The sequence below is a fragment of the Streptomyces sp. YIM 121038 genome (assembly GCF_006088715.1).
Classification (GTDB): Bacteria; Actinomycetota; Actinomycetes; order Streptomycetales; family Streptomycetaceae; genus Streptomyces.
The window spans coordinates 4,103,993-4,124,787 of the sequence record NZ_CP030771.1; the positions used below are offsets into that span (position 1 = coordinate 4,103,993).

General features: G+C 71.2%; 17 protein-coding genes and 1 tRNA gene. 6 read left to right on the forward strand and 12 right to left on the reverse strand.

Features of this window, described 5'->3' with window-relative positions:
* Positions 1–282 precede the first annotated feature (282 nt).
* Positions 283–1,674, reverse strand: a complete 1,392-nt coding sequence (locus tag C9F11_RS17110; protein WP_138960112.1) for a cystathionine beta-synthase — start codon at positions 1,672–1,674, stop codon at positions 283–285.
* A gap of 234 nt (positions 1,675–1,908) precedes the next feature.
* On the opposite strand from C9F11_RS17110, the gene C9F11_RS17115 reads away from it, so the two are divergent.
* The 3 genes from C9F11_RS17115 (at position 1,909) to C9F11_RS17125 (ending at position 5,490) form a co-directional block, all read left to right on the forward strand.
* Positions 1,909–2,907, forward strand: a complete 999-nt coding sequence (locus tag C9F11_RS17115) for an SGNH/GDSL hydrolase family protein (protein WP_138966597.1) — start codon at positions 1,909–1,911, stop codon at positions 2,905–2,907.
* Positions 2,908–3,187: 280 nt separating this feature from the next.
* Positions 3,188–4,408, forward strand: coding sequence for an acetyl-CoA C-acetyltransferase (locus tag C9F11_RS17120; protein ID WP_138960113.1), 1,221 nt, complete (start codon positions 3,188–3,190; stop codon positions 4,406–4,408).
* A gap of 278 nt (positions 4,409–4,686) precedes the next feature.
* Positions 4,687–5,490, forward strand: a complete 804-nt coding sequence (locus tag C9F11_RS17125; protein WP_138960114.1) for a hypothetical protein — start codon at positions 4,687–4,689, stop codon at positions 5,488–5,490.
* 35 nt (positions 5,491–5,525) lie between these two features.
* Here the strand turns inward: C9F11_RS17125 and C9F11_RS17130 are convergent, their stop codons facing one another.
* The gene (locus C9F11_RS17130; protein WP_138960115.1) at positions 5,526–5,837 is read right to left on the reverse strand and encodes a hypothetical protein; all 312 of its coding nucleotides are present in this window, start codon (positions 5,835–5,837) and stop codon (positions 5,526–5,528) included.
* 101 nt (positions 5,838–5,938) lie between these two features.
* Here C9F11_RS17130 and C9F11_RS17135 point away from each other — a divergent pair, with 101 nt between their 5' ends.
* Positions 5,939–6,169: a DUF4287 domain-containing protein gene (locus C9F11_RS17135; protein ID WP_138960116.1), complete on the forward strand. Its 231-nt coding sequence runs from the start codon at positions 5,939–5,941 to the stop codon at positions 6,167–6,169.
* Positions 6,170–6,321: 152 nt separating this feature from the next.
* Here C9F11_RS17135 and C9F11_RS17140 read toward each other — a convergent pair whose 3' ends face one another.
* From C9F11_RS17140 to C9F11_RS17150, 3 genes are all read right to left on the reverse strand, one after another.
* The gene (locus tag C9F11_RS17140; protein ID WP_138960117.1) at positions 6,322–7,233 is read right to left on the reverse strand and encodes a Bax inhibitor-1/YccA family protein; all 912 of its coding nucleotides are present in this window, start codon (positions 7,231–7,233) and stop codon (positions 6,322–6,324) included.
* Positions 7,234–7,435: 202 nt separating this feature from the next.
* A complete protein-coding gene (locus C9F11_RS17145) occupies positions 7,436–8,620 on the reverse strand; it encodes a 4-hydroxybenzoate 3-monooxygenase (RefSeq protein ID WP_138960118.1) in 1,185 nt (394 codons plus the stop codon).
* A gap of 164 nt (positions 8,621–8,784) precedes the next feature.
* A tRNA-Leu gene (locus C9F11_RS17150) sits at positions 8,785–8,867 on the reverse strand.
* Between the two features lie 531 nt (positions 8,868–9,398).
* On the opposite strand from C9F11_RS17150, the gene C9F11_RS17155 reads away from it, so the two are divergent.
* Together C9F11_RS17155 and C9F11_RS17160 are read left to right on the forward strand one after the other, a co-directional pair.
* Entirely contained in the window at positions 9,399–10,172 is a 774-nt protein-coding gene (locus C9F11_RS17155) for an ABC transporter ATP-binding protein (protein WP_138960119.1), read from the forward strand.
* Between the two features lie 113 nt (positions 10,173–10,285).
* Positions 10,286–12,805, forward strand: a complete 2,520-nt coding sequence (locus C9F11_RS17160) for an ABC transporter permease (RefSeq protein ID WP_138960120.1) — start codon at positions 10,286–10,288, stop codon at positions 12,803–12,805.
* A 72-nt stretch (positions 12,806–12,877) separates the two neighbouring features.
* Here C9F11_RS17160 and C9F11_RS17165 read toward each other — a convergent pair whose 3' ends face one another.
* From C9F11_RS17165 to C9F11_RS17195, 7 genes are all read right to left on the reverse strand, one after another.
* Positions 12,878–14,230 (reverse strand): cyclopropane-fatty-acyl-phospholipid synthase family protein, encoded by a 1,353-nt coding sequence (locus tag C9F11_RS17165; RefSeq protein WP_138960121.1) that lies wholly within the window; start codon positions 14,228–14,230, stop codon positions 12,878–12,880.
* A 240-nt stretch (positions 14,231–14,470) separates the two neighbouring features.
* Positions 14,471–15,856 (reverse strand): NAD(P)/FAD-dependent oxidoreductase, encoded by a 1,386-nt coding sequence (locus tag C9F11_RS17170; protein ID WP_138960122.1) that lies wholly within the window; start codon positions 15,854–15,856, stop codon positions 14,471–14,473.
* 465 nt (positions 15,857–16,321) lie between these two features.
* Positions 16,322–17,278: a Ppx/GppA phosphatase family protein gene (locus tag C9F11_RS17175; RefSeq protein ID WP_138960123.1), complete on the reverse strand. Its 957-nt coding sequence runs from the start codon at positions 17,276–17,278 to the stop codon at positions 16,322–16,324.
* Positions 17,279–17,375: 97 nt separating this feature from the next.
* Entirely contained in the window at positions 17,376–17,897 is a 522-nt protein-coding gene (locus C9F11_RS17180; protein WP_138960124.1) for a DUF501 domain-containing protein, read from the reverse strand.
* A gap of 30 nt (positions 17,898–17,927) precedes the next feature.
* Positions 17,928–18,425 (reverse strand): septum formation initiator family protein, encoded by a 498-nt coding sequence (locus C9F11_RS17185; protein ID WP_138960125.1) that lies wholly within the window; start codon positions 18,423–18,425, stop codon positions 17,928–17,930.
* An 81-nt stretch (positions 18,426–18,506) separates the two neighbouring features.
* The gene (gene eno, locus C9F11_RS17190; protein WP_138960126.1) at positions 18,507–19,787 is read right to left on the reverse strand and encodes a phosphopyruvate hydratase; all 1,281 of its coding nucleotides are present in this window, start codon (positions 19,785–19,787) and stop codon (positions 18,507–18,509) included.
* Between the two features lie 267 nt (positions 19,788–20,054).
* The gene (locus tag C9F11_RS17195) at positions 20,055–20,795 is read right to left on the reverse strand and encodes a transglycosylase family protein (RefSeq protein ID WP_138960127.1); all 741 of its coding nucleotides are present in this window, start codon (positions 20,793–20,795) and stop codon (positions 20,055–20,057) included.

Here is a 20,795-nt window from a genome sequence, read left to right on the forward strand (position 1 = left end):
CCGACGACAGGGCGAGCCGGCGAACGGGCAGGGGCCCGGAAACAGCGCCCGCGCATAGCGCGGGGACCGCCGCACCCCCGGCAGCGCCGGAGGGCGGGACGACGGCGGTCCCCGCGGGGACGGGCGCGCAGGTCAGGGCCGAGCGCTCGCGTCCGGGCGCCGCTGGAGGTCCGGGAGCCGCTCCGGAAGTCCTGACGCCGACACCCCCTACGGTGCCCGACCCGTGTTAAGGGGGTGCTGCGCGGACGTGTCGCGTGCGTACCGGTTCCGCGAAGTCCGGGCCTAGCTGCCCTGCTGCTCCGCGAGGAAGGCCAGGAGGTCCTGGCGGCTCACGACGCCCGTGGGCTTGCCCTCGACGAGGACGATGGCCGCGTCCGCCGTGCCGAGCACGGACATCAGGTCCCCGACCGGCTCACCGGAGCCGACCTGCGGCAGCGGGTCGGACATGTGCTTCTCCAGCGGGTCGTGCAGCGACGCCCGCTGCGCGAACAGCGCGTCGAGCAGCTCGCGCTCCACCACCGAGCCGATGACCTCCGCGGCCATGACGTCGGGGTGCCCGGCGCCCGGCTTCACGATGGGCATCTGCGAGACCCCGTACTCGCGCAGGACCTCGATCGCCTCGCCGACCGTCTCCTCCGGGTGCATGTGGACGAGCGAGGGCAGCTCGCCGCCCTCCTTGCGGCGCAGGACGTCGCCGACGCGCGGCTGGTCACCGGCCTCCTCCAGGAAGCCGTAGTCGTTCATCCACTCGTCGCTGAAGATCTTGCTCATGTAGCCGCGGCCGCTGTCGGGCAGCAGGACGACCACGACGTCGTCGGGGCCGAGGCCCTCCGCCGCGCGCAGCGCAGCGACGACGGCCATGCCGCAGGAGCCGCCCACCAGGAGGCCCTCCTCCTTGGCGAGGCGCCGCGTCATCTGGAAGGAGTCCTTGTCGGACACGGCGATGATCTCGTCGGTGACGTTGCGGTCGTAGGCCGTCGGCCAGAAGTCCTCACCGACGCCCTCGACCAGGTACGGCCGCCCGGAGCCGCCGGAGTACACGGAACCCTCGGGGTCCGCGCCGACGATCCTGACCTTGCCGCCGGAGACCTCCTTCAGGTACCCGCCGGTGCCGGAGATCGTGCCGCCGGTGCCGATGCCCGCCACGAAGTGGGTGATCTTCCCCTCCGTCTGCTCCCACAGCTCGGGCCCGGTGGAGTGGTAGTGCGACAGGGGGTTGTTCGGGTTGGAGTACTGGTCCGGCTTCCAGGCGTCCGGGATCTCACGGACCAGGCGGTCGGAGACGTTGTAGTACGAGTCCGGGTGCTCGGGGTCGACGGCGGTCGGGCAGACGACCACCTCGGCACCGTAGGCACGCAGCACGTTGATCTTGTCGGTGCTCACCTTGTCCGGGCACACGAAGACGCACTTGTAGCCCTTCTGCTGGGCCACGATCGCCAGGCCGACACCGGTGTTGCCGCTGGTCGGCTCGACGATGGTGCCGCCGGGGCGGAGCTCGCCGCCGGCCTCGGCCGCCTCGATCATGCGCAGGGCGATGCGGTCCTTCACGGAGCCGCCCGGGTTGAAGTACTCGACCTTGGCGAGGACGGTGGCCTTCAGGCCCTGCGTCACGTTGTTGAGCCTGACCAGCGGGGTGTTGCCGACGAGGCTGGTCATCGAGTCGTGGAATTGCACGTTGTCTCCGTGTATCCGGCCGGGTATCCGGGGCGCGACGTCGTGAGGGCATGGCTGCTCGCACGAGGTGTTCGTATTTCGGTTTTCGGTAACCGTCAGACTACGGGGCCATCTGCCCGAGTCACCTCCTCTCACGATTGGCCGACCGTCCCGACGGGGCAATGAGTGGATGTAAGGGACGAACGGCTCCACAGGGACCTGGCAGAGGTGACAGCGGGGATGTCGAGGGCGAGGGTGGCGCGGCGCATCGCCGCGGGCGCGGCGTACGGCGGCGGAGGCATCGGGCTGCTCGGCGCGGCCACGGTCGGGATCGTCCTCGCCGAGGTGCAGCTGGCCAAGCGGTCCGTGGGCAACGGCGGACACGGGACGCCGCCGCGGGCCGACGGACGGTACGGGGCGGCCTTCGCGGCGCGGGCCGCGTGCGGGGAGCCGCTGCGGTTCGCGATGCTCGGGGACTCCACGGCCGCGGGCCTCGGCGTGCACCGGGCCCGGCAGACGCCCGCCGCGCTGCTGGCGTCCGGGCTCGCCGCGGTGGCCGAGCGGCCGGTGGACCTGCGGGTCGTGGCCAAGGCCGGGGCGCAGTCCGACGACCTCGACCGGCAGGTGACGCTGGTCCTGTCCGACGAGACGGGCTGGCTGCCCGACGTGTGCGTCCTGATGATCGGGGCCAACGACGTGACGCACCGGATGCCGCCGACGCGGTCGGTGCGGCTGCTCGCGTCGGCGGTGCGCAGACTGCGTACCGCGGGCGCCGAGGTGGTCGTCGGCACGTGTCCCGACCTCGGCACGATCGAGCCCGTCTACCAGCCGCTGCGGTGGCTGGCCCGCCGGGTGTCGCGGCAGCTGGCCGCCGCGCAGACGATCGGCGTGGTCGAGCAGGGCGGCCGCACGGTGTCGCTCGGCGACCTGCTCGGCCCGGAGTTCGCCGCGAACCCCCGCGAACTGTTCGGCCCCGACAACTACCACCCGTCCGCGGAGGGGTACGCCACGGCGGCGATGGCGGTCCTGCCCACGCTCTGCGCGGCGCTCGGCCTGTGGCCGGAGGAGGAGCGCCCCGACGTGTCGCGGCGCGAGGGCTTCCTGCCGGTGGCCCGGGCGGCCGCGCGGGCCGCCTCCGAAGGCGGCACGGAAGTGACCGGAGCAATGCCCTCCGGCCCACGCGGCCCCTTCGCCCTCCTCAAGCGCAGGCGCCGCCGCCGGATCCAGACGCCGGACCCGACGCCGATCGCCTGACGGCGGGCAACCCGGCCGCCGCGCCGCGCTCCGCGCCTGCTCGGCTGCGCTCGCTGGAATATGCCGCGACAGGGCCGTCGGGCGCCTGCGGACCCTTGGTGGCTGATCGCGCCCACGCGGCGGAGCCGCACAGGGGCACAGTCCCGCGCCCCTTTCGGGGCGCCACGCTGAGCGCTCGCTTAGAAATGCGGCCCGCGTCACAGTCCGGGCCCCGTGACCCTCACCATACGGGCGGGTAACTTCCCCTTAAGCCCTCCCCGTTACCCCCTGGAGCCCCGTGATGCCCGAAGCCGTGATCGTCTCCGCCGCCCGCTCCCCCATCGGCCGTGCCTTCAAGGGCTCGCTCAAGGAGCTCCGCCCCGACGACCTGACGGCCACGATCGTCCGGGCCGCCCTCGACAAGATCCCCGCGCTCGACCCCAGGGACATCGACGACCTCATGCTGGGCTGCGGTCTGCCCGGCGGCGAGCAGGGCCACAACCTCGGCCGGATCGTGGCCGTGCAGATGGGCATGGACCACCTGCCGGGCTGCACCATCACCCGCTACTGTTCCTCGTCCCTCCAGACGTCCCGCATGGCCCTGCACGCCATCAAGGCGGGCGAGGGCGACGTCTTCGTCTCGGCGGGCGTGGAGATGGTGTCCCGCAGCGTCAAGGGCAGCAGCGACGGCCAGCCCGACACCCACAACCCGCTCTTCGCCGACGCCGAGGCCCGCACCGCCGAGCGCGCCCAGCAGACGGACACCGACTGGCACGACCCCCGCGAGGACGGCCTCGTGCCGGACGCGTACATCGCGATGGGCCAGACCGCGGAGAACCTCGCCCGGCTCAAGGGCGTCACCCGCCAGGACATGGACGAGTTCGGCGTACGGTCCCAGAACCTCGCCGAGGAGGCCCTCAAGAACGGCTTCTGGCAGCGCGAGATCACCCCGGTGACGCTGCCCGACGGCACGGTCGTCGCCAAGGACGACGGCCCGCGCGCGGGCGTCACCATGGAGGGCGTCGCGGGCCTCAAGCCGGTCTTCCGCCCGGACGGGCTCGTCACGGCGGGCAACTGCTGCCCGCTGAACGACGGCGCCGCCGCCCTCGTGATCATGTCCGACACCAAGGCCCGCGAGCTCGGCCTGACCCCGCTGGCCCGGATCGTGTCGACCGGCGTCTCCGCGCTCTCCCCCGAGATCATGGGCCTCGGCCCGGTCGAGGCCAGCAAGCAGGCCCTGCGGCGGGCCGGGCTCACGATCTCCGACATCGACCTCGTCGAGATCAACGAGGCCTTCGCCGCCCAGGTCATCCCCTCCTACCGCGACCTGGACATCCCCCTCGACAAGCTGAACGTCAACGGCGGCGCGATCGCCGTGGGCCACCCCTTCGGCATGACCGGCGCCCGCATCACCGGCACGCTGATCAACAGCCTCCAGTTCCACGACAAGCAGTTCGGCCTGGAGACCATGTGCGTCGGCGGCGGCCAGGGCATGGCCATGGTGATCGAGCGCCTCAGCTGACGCGCCGGACCCGCGCCCGGGGCCGCCCGTCTCACCCACCGGGAAACGGCGGCACCTCCGCCCCCTCCACACATTCGTGACCCAATCTCCCCCAGGATGTGACCAATCTCCTGGGGGAGATTCATCTGCCCAGGTCAGCGCGGATCCACTGATAAACACCGGGCCGAAAGTCCTGTCCAATTCGTGACGTAATGCACTGACAGGGGGATGGTGCAGGCTTCAAGCTGATGTAGTAAGTCGGGGGTCGACTTGAAACCGGGAGTACGTCAGTGAGCGCCATGAGTCTTGCCTTGCTGCTCTCCGCGGCCGCCGCCACGGCCGTGGGCGCCGCGTCCCTGCACACCGTGCGGGGCCTGCGGCAGCAGATCACCGACCTGCGCACCGAGCTCTCCGAGAGCCACGCCGCGGCCGGTGGCCGGGCCACGGTGCCGGCCGCCCGCACCACGGTGGACACCGACGAGATACGCGCCGCGGTCGCCGACGCCCTCGCCGAGGAGCGGGAGCGGGAGCTGGCCGAGGCGCGCGCGTTCTGGGCCGCGCAGGAGGCCCGTGACATCGCGGACGCCCCCTCGCTGCTCGGCGGTCTTCCGGAGAGCATCGCGGACGAGCTGTTCCTGCCGCGCCAGGCCGATCTGGCGGGTCTGGAATCGGACAGTCTCGAACCGGTCGTGGAGCCCTTCGCCGACCCCGACGAGTTCGCGGGCGACTCCGCGGAGCTGGCCGCGGCCCGCCGCCGCCACCCCTCGCACCCCGACTTCGTCCCGGTGCAGTCCCCCGCCTACACCGACCACGAGCGCACGGTGGCCTGCCTGGAGGAGCTCGCCGACGCCCGCACCGCCCTCGCCGACGTCCGCCCGGGGCCGCTCGGCACCCTCGACGTGTACGTCTTCGCGGACGGCACGACGCTGTGCATGACCCCCGGCCACCGCGAGACCGCGGAGCTGCTCGCCGCGGCCCTGCGCGACGGCCGGGCCCCGGTCCTGCTCGGCGGCTCCGGCGTCTCGGGCGCGTACGCACTGACGTTCGCCTGTGGTACGGAGAACGTCTACATCCTGGCGGACCGCGTCATCGCCTCGGTCTGAGGAACGGGCCGCGGCCCGCCGACCCCCGGCCGCGGTCACACCCCGGCCCGCGCCAGCGCCTCCTCCACCAGACGTACCGCCTCCGTCAGCTCCCCCTCGTCCCGCAGGACGACCGCCAGGTCACGGCCCGCCACGGTGATCTGGTCGGCGGCCGCGAACATCCCGGCGTCCGGCATCAGCCGGGGCTCGGCCTCCGGCGCCTCGTTGAGCTGGGCCCGCACCGCCAACTCTCGGGCGAGTGCCAGGGCTTCGGCGGCCGCGCCGCGCTGCAGACGGGACTGGGGCGCGGCCCGCAGCCGGTCGGCGAACCGGTCCACGGCGGCGATCAAAGGCGTCGTATCGAACACACCGCGACCCTATGCGCCGAGCCGGGACTGTTGCCAATGTCCGAACGCTCAGGCACGGTGGCGTGAAGGACGGACCACATCGAACGCGTCCGGAGGCGCCGATGTCCCAAGTCTTCTCCGCGGAGACCCACCGGAATCTGCTCGCTCGTATCCCCCACTGCACCGGTCGTGAAGTCTCCGACTGGCTGCGCACCGTCGACGAGGGCCCTTCCCTCTTCCGCTTCGAGGAGAAGGTCAGCTGGCTCCGCGGCGAGCACAATCTGGCCTACGGTCACGCCAAGGCGATCATCCACGAGTACGACCTCAGGCGTGCCGCGCGCAACCTGGGCTGACCGGCACCCGTAGTAGTTCCGCCGTTCCCCCCCGTTCCCCCGATTCCGATCCCCACCACGACACGACGAAGGGCCCGCGGACCGTGGTCCGCGGGCCCTTCGGCCGCTGTGTCACCGACCGGCCGGTGGGGTCACCGGCGCGTCGGCGATGCTCAGTCGTTCCCTTGCAGGATCGCGATCAGGCGCAGGAACTCCATGTAGATCCAGACCAGCGTCATCGTGAGGCCGAAGGCGGCGAGCCAGGCCTCCTCGCGCGGGGCGCCGTACGCGATGCCGTCCTCGACCTGCTTGAAGTCCAGGGCCAGGAAGCACGCGCCGAGCAGCACGCCGATGATGCCGAACATGATGCCGAGGCCACCGCTGCGGAAGCCCAGGCCGTCGCCGCCGCCGAAGACGGAGAACAGCAGGTTCACCGCCATCAGGAGGACGAAGCCGAGGGCCGCGGCCATCACGAAGCCGTAGAAGCGGCGGTTGACGCGGATCCAGCCCGCCTTGTACGCCACCAGGACGGCGAGGAAGACGGCCATCGTGCCGAGCACGGCCTGCATGGCCGCGCCGCTCGCGATGCGGTTGTCGACGACGCTGGAGACGACGCCGAGGAAGACGCCTTCCAGGGCGGCGTACGCCAGGATCAGCGGCGGGGACGCCTTGCGCTTGAAGGCCTGGACGAAGCCCAGGACCATCGCCACGAGGCCGGCGCCGATCGCGATGCCGTACGACTTGCTGATGTTCGCGTCGTCGACGGGGAGCAGCGCCCAGGCGAGCGCGGCCGTCACGACGAGGACACCGAGCGTGGTGGCGGTGCGCATGACGACGTCGTCCATCGTCATGCGGGTGGTCACCGGGGCGTGCGGCGGGGCGCCCTGGAGGTCCTGCTGGCCGTACGGGTTCGCCGCGTACGGGTTGGTGGGGGCCTGCTGGCCCGCTTGCGGGTTGCCCGGGGCGTACGGATTGCCCTGGGTCGCGACTGCGGGGCCCCCGGCCTGCGGCTGCGCGTTGAAGCCCGCATAGCCGTTGTCGCGGCTGAACCCCCGTCGCGAGAAGACCGGGTTGCTGCTCCTCATCTCACTCCTCCATGGCCACCGTGCGTGGCTTTGGTTCAAGAGTAATGCGTAGGCAAAAGGATGTGCCTAGTGCTTGGGGAGGATCTTTCCCGCCAGGTGGCGGGGGATCCCTCTCGAAATCCCCACTCTTCGCCCGGAGAACGCGCGGGACCGGGCGTGCTGTTCCCGGCCCGCCCGCGACCCCCCTATCGGGTGGTGTCGGTCACAGTACGCCGTCCAGGGGGCGGCCCGTATAGGCCTCGGCGAGGTCCGCGCGGGCCGCGCGCGAGGTGGCGACGCGGTCGAGCTGGGCGAGCTGGATGCGGTCGTCGAAGGGAGTGGCGTCCGGGTGGCGGTGCAGCAGGGCCGTCAGCGCGTTCGAGAACCGCTCGGCCTGCCAGACGCGCCGCAGACAGGTCGCGGAGTACGCGTCCAGGAGCGCGGGGTCGCCGGTGCGCGCGTGCGCGACGAGGGCGCGGGCGAGGGTGGCGACGTCGCCGACGGCGAGGTTGAGGCCCTTGGCGCCGGTGGGCGGCACGATGTGCGCGGCGTCCCCGGCGAGGAAGAGCCGTCCGTGGCGCATCGGCTCGTGCACGTAGGAGCGCAGGGGCGTGACGGACTTCGCGCTGAGGGGACCGCGCGCGAGCCGCCAGCCGTCGTCGGTCTCGCAGCGGCGCTCCAGCTCGTCCCAGATCTCCGTGTCGCTCCAGGCGGCGGGGTCGGTGTCCGCGGGCACCTGGAGGTAGAGCCGGGAGACGGCGGGCGAGCGGTGGCTGAGCAGGGCGAAGCCGCGGTCGTGGCGGGCGTAGACCAGCTCGTGGTGCGAGGGCGGCGCGGCGGCGAGGACCCCGAGCCAGGCGAAGGGGTACGCGCGCTCGTAGGTGCGCGCCACCGCGGCCGGTACGGCGGCGCGGGCCACGCCCCAGAAGCCGTCGCACCCGGCGACGTAGTCGCACTCCAGGGTCCGCTCGCGGCCCTCGTGGCGGTAGCGGACGCGCGGCCGGTCGGTGTCCGCGCCCTCCACGGCGAGCGCCTCGGCGCCGAAGAGCAGCGGGCCGCCGTCCCGGAGCCGCAGGGCGATGAGGTCCTTGCACACCTCGGTCTGCGCGTAGACCCGCACGGACCTGCCGCCGGTGAGCGAGGGGAAGTCGACGCGGTGTCTGCGGCGGTCGAAGCGGAGCTCGATGCCGTCGTGCCGTGCCCCTTCGCGGTCCATGCGCTCGCCCGCGCCCGCCGCGCGCAGCACCTCGGCGGTGCCGTGCTCCAGGATTCCGGCTCGTTGGCGGCCCTCCACGTAGGCCCGGTCGCGGGCCTCGATGACGGTGGTCGCGATGCCCGCGCCGTGCAGGAGCCGGGCCAGCACGAGTCCCGCGGGGCCCGCCCCGATGATCCCCACCTGCGTCCGCATCCGGGGAGTCTCCGGCCCACCCGCGCCGGGTGTCAACGGGGCCTGCCGGAGCCCCGTGCGCGGTGCTCAAGAGCGCATCCCCCGACCGCAGTTGACGAAACGTCAGCAAGGGTGTTGGATGCGGGACGCCCCAGGTCAGGACGGGCTGCTGAAGGTGGCGGAGGTGCCCGGAACCGGACTTGAACCGGTACGCCCATGAAGGGCAGCGAGGTTTAAGCTCGCCGTGTCTGCATTCCACCACCCGGGCAGGCCGTAGGCTCCGCATCAAGGCTTCGACCCTATCGGGAGGCATCCCCCGAATAGCGGAACGGCAGCCCGACGTTGTCTTATTTTATTGACGCCTGAGGGTGCATCAGCACCTGGTACGCGCCGGTGGTACTTGCCCCGGGCCTCACCGGCCAAGGGCCGCGCACACGAGGGAATTGACGGAATTTAGCCCTCTCCGTGCCCCGTGCGGCATGCGTTCCCCGCCCGCCCCCGCGAGGGCCGCGCTCCGTTGTGCGCCGCCCCCGCGCACACCACCGGCCGGCCAGTGCCCCGGGCGCTTCCCCCGGTCGTGTCCCCCGGGTTCCCCCGGTCGTGTGCACGGGGCCGGACCGGCCGTTCCCCGGTCCCCGCGTCTCAGGGGTGCCCGTCATCCCCAGGTATGACATGAACGCCCCGGGTCCGACCGCAGTCGCCCCCGGAACCGGGAGCAGCGGCTGACTACGGGGCCCTCCTGGGACAGGACGATGGATGGAGTCCCCCCGACACGTCGTCCCGACAGGAGCACCGCCCCGTGACCACCACCACTCCCTTCGCCGCCCACGCCACCGCCGTGGCCGCGCGCGCCACGGATCTGTCCAAGGTGTACGGCCAGGGCGAGACCCAGGTGGTCGCGCTCGACCGGGTCTCCGTCGACTTCGGACAGGGCCAGTTCACCGCGATCATGGGCCCCTCGGGCTCCGGCAAGTCCACCCTGATGCACTGCGTGGCCGGTCTGGACAGCTTCAGCTCCGGCTCGGTGCGCATCGGCGAGACCGAGCTGTCGACGCTGAAGGACAAGCAGCTCACCAAGCTCCGCCGGGACAAGATCGGCTTCATCTTCCAGGCGTTCAACCTGCTGCCGACGCTGACCGCCCTGGAGAACATCACGCTCCCCATGGACATCGCGGGCCGCAAGGTCAACAAGCAGTGGCTGGAGCAGGTGATCTCCATGGTGGGCCTGGCCGGGCGCCTCTCCCACCGGCCCACCGAGCTCTCCGGCGGTCAGCAGCAGCGCGTCGCCGTGGCCCGCGCGCTCGCCTCCCAGCCCGAGATCATCTTCGGTGACGAGCCGACCGGAAACCTCGACTCGCGCTCCGGCGCCGAGGTCCTCGGCTTCCTCCGCAACTCCGTGCGCGAGCTGGGGCAGACCGTCGTCATGGTCACCCACGACCCGGTGGCCGCGTCGTACGCGGACCGCGTGATCTTCCTCGCGGACGGGCGGATCGTCGACGAGATGCACCAGCCCTCCGCCGAGCGCGTGCTCGACCGCATGAAGGACTTCGATGCGAAGGGCCGCGTGAGCTAGCGCTTCGTCGGTCAGTTCTCTTTCTGCGGGCCGCATGTGGCTGGTCGCGCAGTTCCCCGCGCCCCTAGGGGGCGCTCCCGCCCCCAGGCCCGCCCTCACCAGGACTCACACCCATGTTCCGTACTGCCCTGCGCAACGTGCTCGCGCACAAGGCCCGGCTCTTGATGACCGTGCTCGCCGTCATGCTCGGCGTCGCGTTCGTCTCCGGCACGCTGGTCTTCACCGACACCTTCGGCTCCGCCTACAAGAACAAGTCGGCGAAGAGCTTCGACCACGTCTCCGTCGCCGTCCGCCCCGACGGCGGCTCCCACGACAACGACGGCCAGGAGGCCAAGCAGACCCCCCGGCTCACCGACGCCCTGCTCGGCAAGGCCAAGGAGCTGCCCGGCGCGGAGTCCGCGATCGGCGCGTACTCCGGCTTCACCGCCGTCGCCGACAAGGACGGCAAGCTCGTCGGCGGCGAGTGGGGCACCACCGGCGCCAACTACTACCCCGGCAAGGACGGCAAGGACCCGCGCTACGACTTCGCCGAGGGCCGCGCCCCGAAGTCCGGGGCCGACATCGCCCTGGACAGCCGTACCGCCGACCGCGCCGGATACGAGGTCGGCGACACCGTCCGCTACTCCACCGACGGCCCCGTGAAGACCGCGAAGATCTCCGGCATCTTCGACACCGACGACGGCAGCGTCGTCGCGGGCGGCAGCCTCGTCGTCTTCGACAACGACACCGCGCGCAAGGTCCTCGGCAAGTCCGAGTACGACGAGATCGACGTGAAGGCCGCCGCGGGCACCAGCGAGACCGCCCTGAAGAGCGCCGTCGAGAAGCTCCTGCCGAAGGACACCGAGGCGGAGACCGGGGCCTCGCTCAAGGACGAGCAGGACCGGATGATCGAGCAGAACACCAGCGCCATGAGCCAGGTGCTGCTGATCTTCGCCGGGATCGCGCTGTTCGTCGGCATCTTCATCATCGCCAACACCTTCACCATGCTGGTCGCCCAGCGCACCAAGGAACTGGCCCTGATGCGGGCCGTCGGCGCCTCGCGCCGCCAGGTCACGCGCTCGGTCCTGATCGAGGCGTTCATCGTCGGCCTGGTCGCCGCCGTCGCGGGCTTCGCGCTCGGCATCGGCGTGGCCGTGGGCCTGGAGTCCCTGATGAACGCGGGCGGCGCCTCGCTGCCCGACGGGCCCCTGGTCGTCGGGCCCACGACGATCGTGGTCGCGCTGCTCATCGGCGTCGTCGTGACGATGCTGGCCGCGTGGCTGCCCGGCCGCCGGGCCGCGAAGATCCCGCCGGTCGCCGCCATGAACAGCGTCCACGCCTCGCCCACCACGCGCGGCCTGGTCATCCGCAACACCATCGGCTCGGTCATCGTCGCGCTCGGCGTGGTCATGCTGTTCATGAACGACAACTACGTGAAGTCCGGGGGCGCCGCGACGATCCTCGTCGGCGTCATCGTCCTCACGCCGCTGCTCTCCCGCCCGTTCATCGCCGCCGCGGGACCGCTGCTCAAGCCGTTCGGCGTCACCGGCAAGCTGGCCCGCCTCAACTCGGTGCGCAACCCGCGCCGCACCGCCTCCACGGCCTCGGCCCTGATGATCGGCCTGACCCTCATCACGGCGATGACGGTCATCGCGACCTCGCTGGGCAGCGCCATCAACAAGATGGCCGCCGACTCCCTGAAGGCCGACTACACCGTCTCGATGGCCAACTACCAGCCGCTGAGCCCCAAGGTCCGCGCCGACCTGGCCAAGCTGCCGGACGTCGAGGCGTCCAGCCCGCTGCGCTCCACCTGGGGCGAGGCCGACGGCACGTCCACGCGCATCACGGGTGTGGACCCGAAGTCCTTCGGCAAGCTGGTCTCCCTCGACTACACCAGCGGCTCCGCCGCCGGCTTCAAGGGCGGCAGCGTGCTCGTCGACGACGGCACCGCGAAGAAGAAGGGCCTGAAGGCGGGCGACACCGTCCCGGTGAAGTTCGACGACCACAAGACCGTCCGTCTGACGGTCGCGGGCGTGTACCAGTCGAACGAGATGCTCGACGGCCTGTTCACGCCGACGGCCGTGGTCGACCCGCACCTCAACAAGATCGCCGACCAGCAGGTCCTGCTGAAGATGAAGGACGGCGTGAGCGACGCGTCGGAGGACGCCGTCGTCAAGGCCCTCGGCGACAACCCCGCCATCAAGATCCAGGACAAGGACGACATCAGCAACGAGATCGGCGGCGCCATCAACCTGATCCTCAACATGCTGTACGGCCTGCTCGCCATGGCGATCCTGGTCGCGGTCCTCGGCGTGATCAACACCCTCGCGATGTCCGTCTTCGAGCGGAAGCACGAGATCGGCATGCTCCGTGCGATCGGCCTCGACCGCGCGAAGATCAAGCAGATGGTGCGCCTGGAGTCCGTCGTGATCTCCCTGTTCGGCGCGGTGCTCGGCGTCGGCCTCGGCCTGTTCCTCGGCTGGGTCGCGGGCGACAGCATCTCCGGCTCGGTGAAGACGTACACCATGGAGATCCCCGCCGGGCGGATCCTGCTCTTCCTCGCCATCGCGGCGGTGGTGGGCGTGCTCGCGGCGGTGTGGCCCGCGCGGAGCGCCGCGCGGCTGAACCCGCTGCAGGCCATCAAGTCCGACTGACGTCGGGCTGAGCGGGGGCCCGGGTGCACCAGCACCCGGGCCCCCCTTTTTTTCAGTGCTCCGTCTGCCTTTTCAGTGCTCCGTCTGCGGGTCCGTCGTGGCTTGTCGCGCAGTTCCCCGCGCCCCTTCGGGGCGCCAGTCACGAGCCCGCAACGGCAGGCCCGATCTGCCGTCCTCCGGGGTCCTGACCGCGAGGACCTGGTTGACCCCGATGCGGTTGCGCTCGAAGGCCAGGGCCGACGCGGCCATGTACAGGCGCCAGATGCGGGCGCGGCCCGGCGTCGTCAGGCGCTGGCCCCGCTTCCAGTCGGCCTCCAGGTTGGCGACCCAGCGGCGCAGGGTGTGGGCGTAGTGCTCGCGGATGGACTCCACGTCGCGGACCTCGAAGCCCGCGCGCTCCAGGAGGCCCACGGTGGTGCCGAGCGGGGCCAGTTCGCCGTCGGGGAAGACGTAGGCGTCGATGAACTCGTCGACGGAGTACGCCGCCTCGTCGCCCAGGGGGCGGCGCGCGATCTGGTGGTTGAGCAGCCTCCCGCCGGGCTTGAGGAGGGTGTGGAGGTCGCGCGCGTAGTCCAGATAGCGGTCGGAGCCGACGTGTTCGGCCATGCCGATGGACGAGATCGCGTCGTACGGGCCGTCGCGCACGTCGCGGTAGTCCTGGACGCGGATCTCGACGCGGTCGGTCAGGCCCTCCTCCGCGATGCGCTTGCGGGCGTACGCGGCCTGCTCGCGGGAGAGCGTGACGCCGACGACGTGCACGCCGTGCTCGCGGGCGGCGTGGATGGCCATGGAGCCCCAGCCGCAGCCGACGTCGAGGAGGCGCATGCCGGGCTTCAGGCCGAGCTTGCGGCAGATCAGTTCGAGCTTGTCGCGCTGGGCGTCCTCCAGGGTGCTCCCGGGCTCCTCGAAGTAGGCGCAGGAGTAGACCATGGAGGGGCCGAGGACCAGCTCGTAGAAGTCGTTGCCGACGTCGTAGTGGTGGCTGATGGCCTGTCTGTCGCTGCCCTTGGTGTGCCGGTGCAGCCTGCCCTGCTTGCGCATCTCCTCGCGCGGCACGGGCGGCGGCACGAACGGCGCGGCGAGCGCGAGCAGCGAGCGGACGGCGGCGCGCACCCGCGGGTCGCGCAGCGACTGCCGCAGCGTGGGGGCGTCGTCGTCGCGCTCCCAGATGAACTCGGCGAGCAGGTCGAGGGCTTGGTAGAGGTCGCCCTCGACGTCGAGGTCCCCGGCCACCCAGGCCCGGGCGAGCCCCAGCTCCCCGGGCTTCCACAGCAGCCTGCGCAGGGCGCGCCGATGGCGTACGACGAGGACGGGCGCCCCCGGCGGGCCCTCCTCCGAACCGTCCCAGGCGCGGATCCGAACGGGGAGCCGGGCTCCCAGCATCTGTTCGGCGATGTCCTTCAGCCGCGAAGCGGCGTCCTGCATGGCACACACCTCCGCAATGGGGTACCCCGGAACGGTTCGACTCCACGTAAACACCAGCGGCACGTCCGCGCAGTCCCGTCACGGCGTCACGAATCGGCAAAATACATGTACGGGGCATGAAAATCGGCCAACGGGAAGCGCTCCTTCCCGTTCTTCCCACCGGGACGCGAAAAACCCGAAGGGCCCCCGCTCCACGGATAGCGGGGGCCCTTCGGGTCTTGATACGACGTGCGCCGGGCCTTAAGAGGCCTTGGCCTTCTCCTCGACCGGAGCGGCGGCGGCCGGCTTGGGCGCGGGCTTGGCGGCCTCGTAGAACTCCTCGCGCGGGGTCTCCATCGCACCGAGGGAGACGACCTCGCGCTTGAGGAACATGCCGAGGGTCCAGTCCGCGAAGACGCGGATCTTGCGGTTGAACGTCGGCATCGCCATGCCGTGGTAGCCACGGTGCATGTACCAGGCGAGACGGCCCTTGAGCTTGATCTTCATCTTGCCCATGACGATCATCGCGACGCCCTTGTGCAGGCCGAGACCCGCGACCGCGCCCTTGTTGGCGTGGCTGTACTCCTTCTGCGGGAAGCCCCGCATGCCGGAGACCACGTTGTCGCCGAGGACCTTGGCCTGGCGCAGGGCGTGCTGGGCGTTCGGCGGGCACCAGGCGTTCTCGTTGCCCGCCTTGCGGCCGACGAGGTCCGGGACCTGGGCGTTGTCGCCCGCGGCCCAGATGTAGTCGGTGCCCTGGACCTGGAGGGTCGTCTGGGTGTCGACGTGGCCGCGCGGGCCGAGCGGGAGGCCGAAGCGGGCGAGCGCCGGGTTCGGCTTCACACCGGCGGTCCAGACGATCGTGTTGGAGTCGACCTCGAGGCCGTTCTTCAGCACGACGTGGCCGTCGACGCAGGAGTCCATGGAGGTGGAGAGGTAGACCTCGACCCCGCGGCTCTCCAGGTGCTCCTTGCCGTACTGGCCGAGCTTCGGGCCGACCTCCGGCAGGATCTTGTCGGCCGCGTCGACCAGGACGAAGCGCATGTCGTCGCGGGACACGGTGTTGTAGTACTTGGCCGCGTCGCGGGCCATGTCCTCGACCTCGCCGATGGTCTCGGCACCGGCGAAGCCACCGCCGACGAAGACGAAGGTCAGCGCCTTGCGGCGGACCTCCTCGTCGGTCGTGGAGTCGGCCTTGTCCAGCTGCTCGAGCACGTGGTTGCGCAGACCGATGGCCTCCTCGATGCCCTTCATGCCGATGCCCTGCTCGGCGAGGCCGGGGATCGGGAAGGTGCGGGAGACCGCGCCCATGGCGATGACCAGGTAGTCGAACGGCAGCTCGTACGCCTCGCCGACGAGCGGCGCGATCGTGGCGACCTTGCGGTCCTGGTCGATGGTCGTGACCCGACCGGTCAGTACCTCGGCCTTGGGCAGCACGCGTCGCAGCGGGACGACGACGTGCCTCGGCGAGATGCTGCCGGCGGCGGCTTCGGGGAGGAAGGGCTGGTACGTCATGTACGAGCGCGGGTCGACGACCGTGACGGTCGCCTCGCCGTAGCGCATCTTCTTGAGAATGCGACGAGCTGCGTACAGGCCTACGTACCCACCGCCTACTACGAGGATCCTGGGACGCTCCGTGGTGCTCATGCCATTGAGTATCCACCCCCTCGGAGGGGGTCGCTCGTGCGCCCCTTCACAAGGATGGGTGGGGCCTCTGCTACACTTCGCCGCCCACGTGACGGAGGTCATGACACCTCAGGGGAACCAGCCGGTGCCGCGAGTCGTTGTCAACCCCTCTTGAGCAGCCACTCCGGGCCGCAACGCCGGGTGAACCACTCCTCGGTTCACACGCCTGTAACGCCTGCGATGCGCCGCGAACGTCAGTCTCGCGCCTTCAAAACCCCGCCTCCGGACCCGAAACTCCTCGGAACCACGCCCTACAGGGCCGTTTTCCTTGTGAAGAACTTCACGAACTTTCCCGACGGAGTGTCGCCGCCGGGCCGCCGAAGCCGCCCGACGGCTGCTCAAACGACATCCGCCCCGCTCAAGCGATGATCCACCGGGCCTCGCCGAGAGGGTCCGCGGGGCCTCGCCGAGGGGGCCCGCGGGGGGCTAGGCGTCGAGCTCCTCCGCCACCTTCCAGGCGATTCCGTCCAGGATGTCGTGTTCGCTCACGACCACCTCGCGGGCACCGACCCGCTCCATGATCGAGAGCAGCACGAGGGCGCCCGCCACGATCACGTCGACCCGGCCCGGGTGCATCACGGGGATCGCCGCGCGCTCGGCGTGCGTCGACTGCGTGAGCCGCTCCACGATGGCCTTGACCTGCTCGTACGAGACGCGCGAGTGGTGGATCGCGGCGGACTCGTACGCGTCGAGGCCGAGCGCGATCCCGGCCACCGTGGTGACCGAGCCCGCGAGCCCCACCAGGGTCCGCGCCGCGCGCAGCGGGACCGTCTCCTCGGCGAGGTCGAGCGCCGCGGCGATGTCCGCGCGGACGGCGGCGAGCTGCTCGGCGGTCGGCGGGTCGGTGACGGCGCCGTCGCGCACGAAGTGCCGCTCGGTCATGCGGACGCAGCCGACGTCCACGGAGCGGGCCGCCCGTACGCTGCCGTCGCCCACGACGAACTCCGTGGAGCCGCCGCCGATGTCCACGACGAGGTAGGGCGTCTCCAGGTCGGCGCGGCCCGTCAGCTCCTTGGTGGCGCCCGTGAAGGAGAACTCCGCCTCCTGGTCGCCGCTGATCACCTCCGGCTCGACGCCGAGGATGTCCAGGACGCCGCGGACGAACTCCTCGCGGTTCTCCGCGTCGCGCGACGCGGAGGTCGCCACGAAGCGGGTGCGCTGCGCGCCGTGCTCCTTGATGACGGCGGCGTACTCGCGGCAGGCCGCGAAGGTCCGCTCCAGGGCCTCGGGGGCCAGGCGGCCCGTCTTGTCCACGCCCTGTCCGAGGCGGACGATCTGCATGCGGCGGTCGAGGTCGACGAGCTCGCCGGTCCGCGGGTCCGCGTCCGCGACGAGGAGGCGGATCGAGTTCGTGCCACAGTCGATGGCGGCCACGCGGGTCACGCTGGGTGCTCCTTTGCGTTGACGGGTAGGGGGCAGCGGGGGGGCTGTGCCCACCCGTTCCGCCCTGCGGAACGACTGCCCACAGCGGGGAAGCGGCTCAGCAGGCGTCGCCCGAGACACACGGGCCCTTGCGCCACCACTCCGGGAGCATGGCGATGGCCTCGTCGCCCAGGGGGTTCACGCCGGGGCCCGCGGCCAGGGAGTGGGCGACCAGGACGTGCAGGCACTTCACGCGGTCCGGCATGCCGCCGGCCGAGGGAAAGCCCTCCAGGACCTCGATGGAGTCGCGCCGGGCGATGTAGTCCTCGTGCGCCGCGCGGTACGCGGCGGCGAGCTCCGGGTCGGTCGCGAGCCGCTCCGTCATCTCCTTCATCACGCCGTTCGCCTCCAGCGTGCCGATCGCGGAGGCCGCGCGCGGGCACGACAGATAGAACGTCGTCGGGAACGGCGTGCCGTCCTCCAGACGGGGGGCCGTCTCGACCACGTCCGGGTTCCCGCAGGGGCAGCGGTGCGCGATGGCCCGCAGGCCGCGCGGCGGGCGGCCCAGCTGCTCCTGGAACGCGGCGATGTCGGCGTCCGTGGGCGCGGTGGACTCGGTCTGGGGCGGGGGCGTTTCCATGCCTGTCTTTCGGTGGGTGCGAGGGTCGGATCAGTTGTCGTCGGGACGGCCCGCGGCGCCGGAGCCGTCCGCCTTGTCGATGCCGTCCCAGACGTTGGAGTACCAGGGCCGGTCGGTGCCGCCCCCGTCGGGGCGGTGGCGTTCGGCGGCCTGGGGGTCGATCACCGTGAAGCCGGTCTCGCCGGGCATCACGTAGTGCAGCCGGTCGCGGATGCGCTGCTCGGCGTAGGCGTCGTCCTGCCAGCGGGCCTTCTCGTCGCGCAGGCGCTCGACGTTCTCGCGGTGCTCGGCCTGCTTCTGCCGCTGCTCGGCGATCTCGGCGCGCTGCGCGACGTACTGCCGTATCGGGTAGGCGAGCGCGACCACCAGCGAGCACACCACGAGGACGAGCAGCGCCGCGCGCCCGGTGAGCCGGGAGCGGCGGGCCTGGCGCTTGGTCTGGGAGCGGTAGACGCGCTGCGCGGTCTGCTCGCCGAGCAGCTTGAGCCGCGTCGCGGTGGAGAACCGGTCGCGGTTCTTCACTGCCATGTCCGCCTCCCCACTACGTGCGTACGTCCCCGCACACGGTACGGGACCGAGTACGGGGACGTACGTACGACTGGCTAGGCCTTAGCCCTTGAAGCGCGGGAACGCGCTGCGGCCCGCGTACACCGCGGCGTCGTCGAGGATCTCCTCGATGCGCAGCAGCTGGTTGTACTTGGCGACGCGGTCCGAGCGGGCCGGGGCGCCGGTCTTGATCTGGCCGCAGTTCACCGCGACGGCGAGGTCGGCGATGGTGACGTCCTCGGTCTCGCCGGAGCGGTGGGACATCATGCACTTGAAGCCGTTGCGCTGGGCCAGCTCGACGGCGTCCAGGGTCTCGGTCAGCGAGCCGATCTGGTTGACCTTGACGAGCAGCGCGTTGGCGGCGTCCTCGTCGATGCCGCGCTGGAGGCGCTCGGGGTTGGTGACGAAGAGGTCGTCGCCGACGATCTGGACCTTGTCGCCCAGCTTCTCGGTGATGATCTTCCAGCCGTCCCAGTCGTCCTCGTACAGCGGGTCCTCGATGGAGACCAGCGGGTACGCGGAGACAAGCTCGGCGTAGTAGTCGGTCATCTCGGCGGCCGAGCGGGACTTGCCCTCGAACTCGTAGGAGCCGTCCTTGTAGAACTCGGACGCGGCGACGTCGAGCGCCAGCGCGATCTGCTCGCCCGGGACGTAACCGGCCTGCTTGATGGCCTCGACGATGAGGTCGAGGGCGGCGCGGTTGGACTCCAGGTTCGGCGCGAAGCCGCCCTCGTCGCCGAGGCCGGTGGACAGGCCCTTGTTCTTCAGGACCTTCTTCAGCGTGTGGTAGACCTCGGCGCCCCAGCGCAGGGCCTCGGAGAAGGACTCCGCGCCGATCGGGGCGATCATGAACTCCTGGATGTCGACGTTGGAGTCCGCGTGGGATCCGCCGTTCAGGATGTTCATCATCGGCACCGGCAGCAGGTGCGCGTTCGGACCGCCCAGGTAGCGGAAGAGCGGCAGGTCGGAGGCCTCGGAGGCGGCGTGGGCCACGGCGAGGGAGACGCCGAGGATGGCGTTGGCGCCGAGGGAGCCCTTGTTGTCCGTGGCGTCCAGGTCGAACATGGCCTGGTCGATCAGGCGCTGCTCGGTGGCGTCGTAGCCGACGAGCTCCGGGCCGATCTGCTCGATGACGGCGAGGACGGCCTTCTCCACGCCCTTGCCGCCGTAGCGGTTGGCGTCTCCGTCACGGAGTTCGATGGCCTCGAAGGCGCCGGTGGAGGCGCCGGACGGGACGGCGGCACGGCCGGTGGAGCCGTCGTCGAGGCCGACCTCGACCTCGACCGTGGGATTGCCTCGGGAGTCCAGGATTTCCCGGGCTACGACGACGTCGATGGACGGCACGAGCATCTCCTTATGGGATGTGACGCGGGGTACGCGGGGGTACTAGGGGCCGCGCTGGCCCCTGCGACACGAGCCTAACCGGCTCCGGGGCATCGGCCATCCGACCGCCCAGCACATGGACGGGCCGACGGGCCGAACGCGGATAGTTCCCTCAGCAAACAAACTACCGGACAAAAAGGTACCGCCCCGGTGCGGCGGGGGGACGCGCACCGGGGCGGTAGCCCATGGGGACGGGGCGGCTCCGGGCGCTGCCGGGGCCGGGGCGGGTCAGCTGAGGTGCAGCTGCTGGCCCGGGTAGATGAAGTCGGCGTCGGAGACGATGTCGTCGTTCAGCTGGTACAGCTTCTGCCAGCCGCCCTTGACGTCGTGCTCCTGGGCGATCTTCGACAGGGTGTCGCCGGACTCGACCTTGTACTCGCCGTCGCCCTTCTTCACGACCTTGCCGGTCGGGGTCTGGACGGTCTTCTTCTCGACCTGCGGGGCGGCCTGCTGCGGCTGGTGCTGCGGCTGCGCCTGCGGCTTGGGAGCGGCCTGCTGCTGCGGCTGCGCCTGCTGCTGGGGCCGCGGCTTGTTCTGCTGCTGCGGCTGCTGCTGGCCACCGCCGGAGGAGCCGCCGCCGGTGTACGGGGAGCCGGACAGGCCCACGCCGCACTTCGGCCACGCGCCCTTGCCCTGGCCCGCGAGGACCTTCTCGGCGATCTCGATCTGCTGGGCCTTGGAGGCCTTGTCGGCGGTCGGCGCGTACTTCGTGCCGCCGTACGCCGCCCAGGTGGAGGCGGAGAACTGCACGCCGCCGTAGTAGCCGTTGCCGGTGTTGATGGACCAGTTGCCGCCCGACTCGCACGCGGCGACGCGGTCCCACTCGGCGGGAGTGGCGGCGTTGGCCGTGCCGGCGGCCATCAGCGGGGCGGCGACAGCGGCACCGGTGACACCGACGACGGTGGCGGCGCGGGTGGCCTTGTCGAGCTTGGTCGGACGACGGTGCTTGCCCTTGCCGGAACGCAGCAT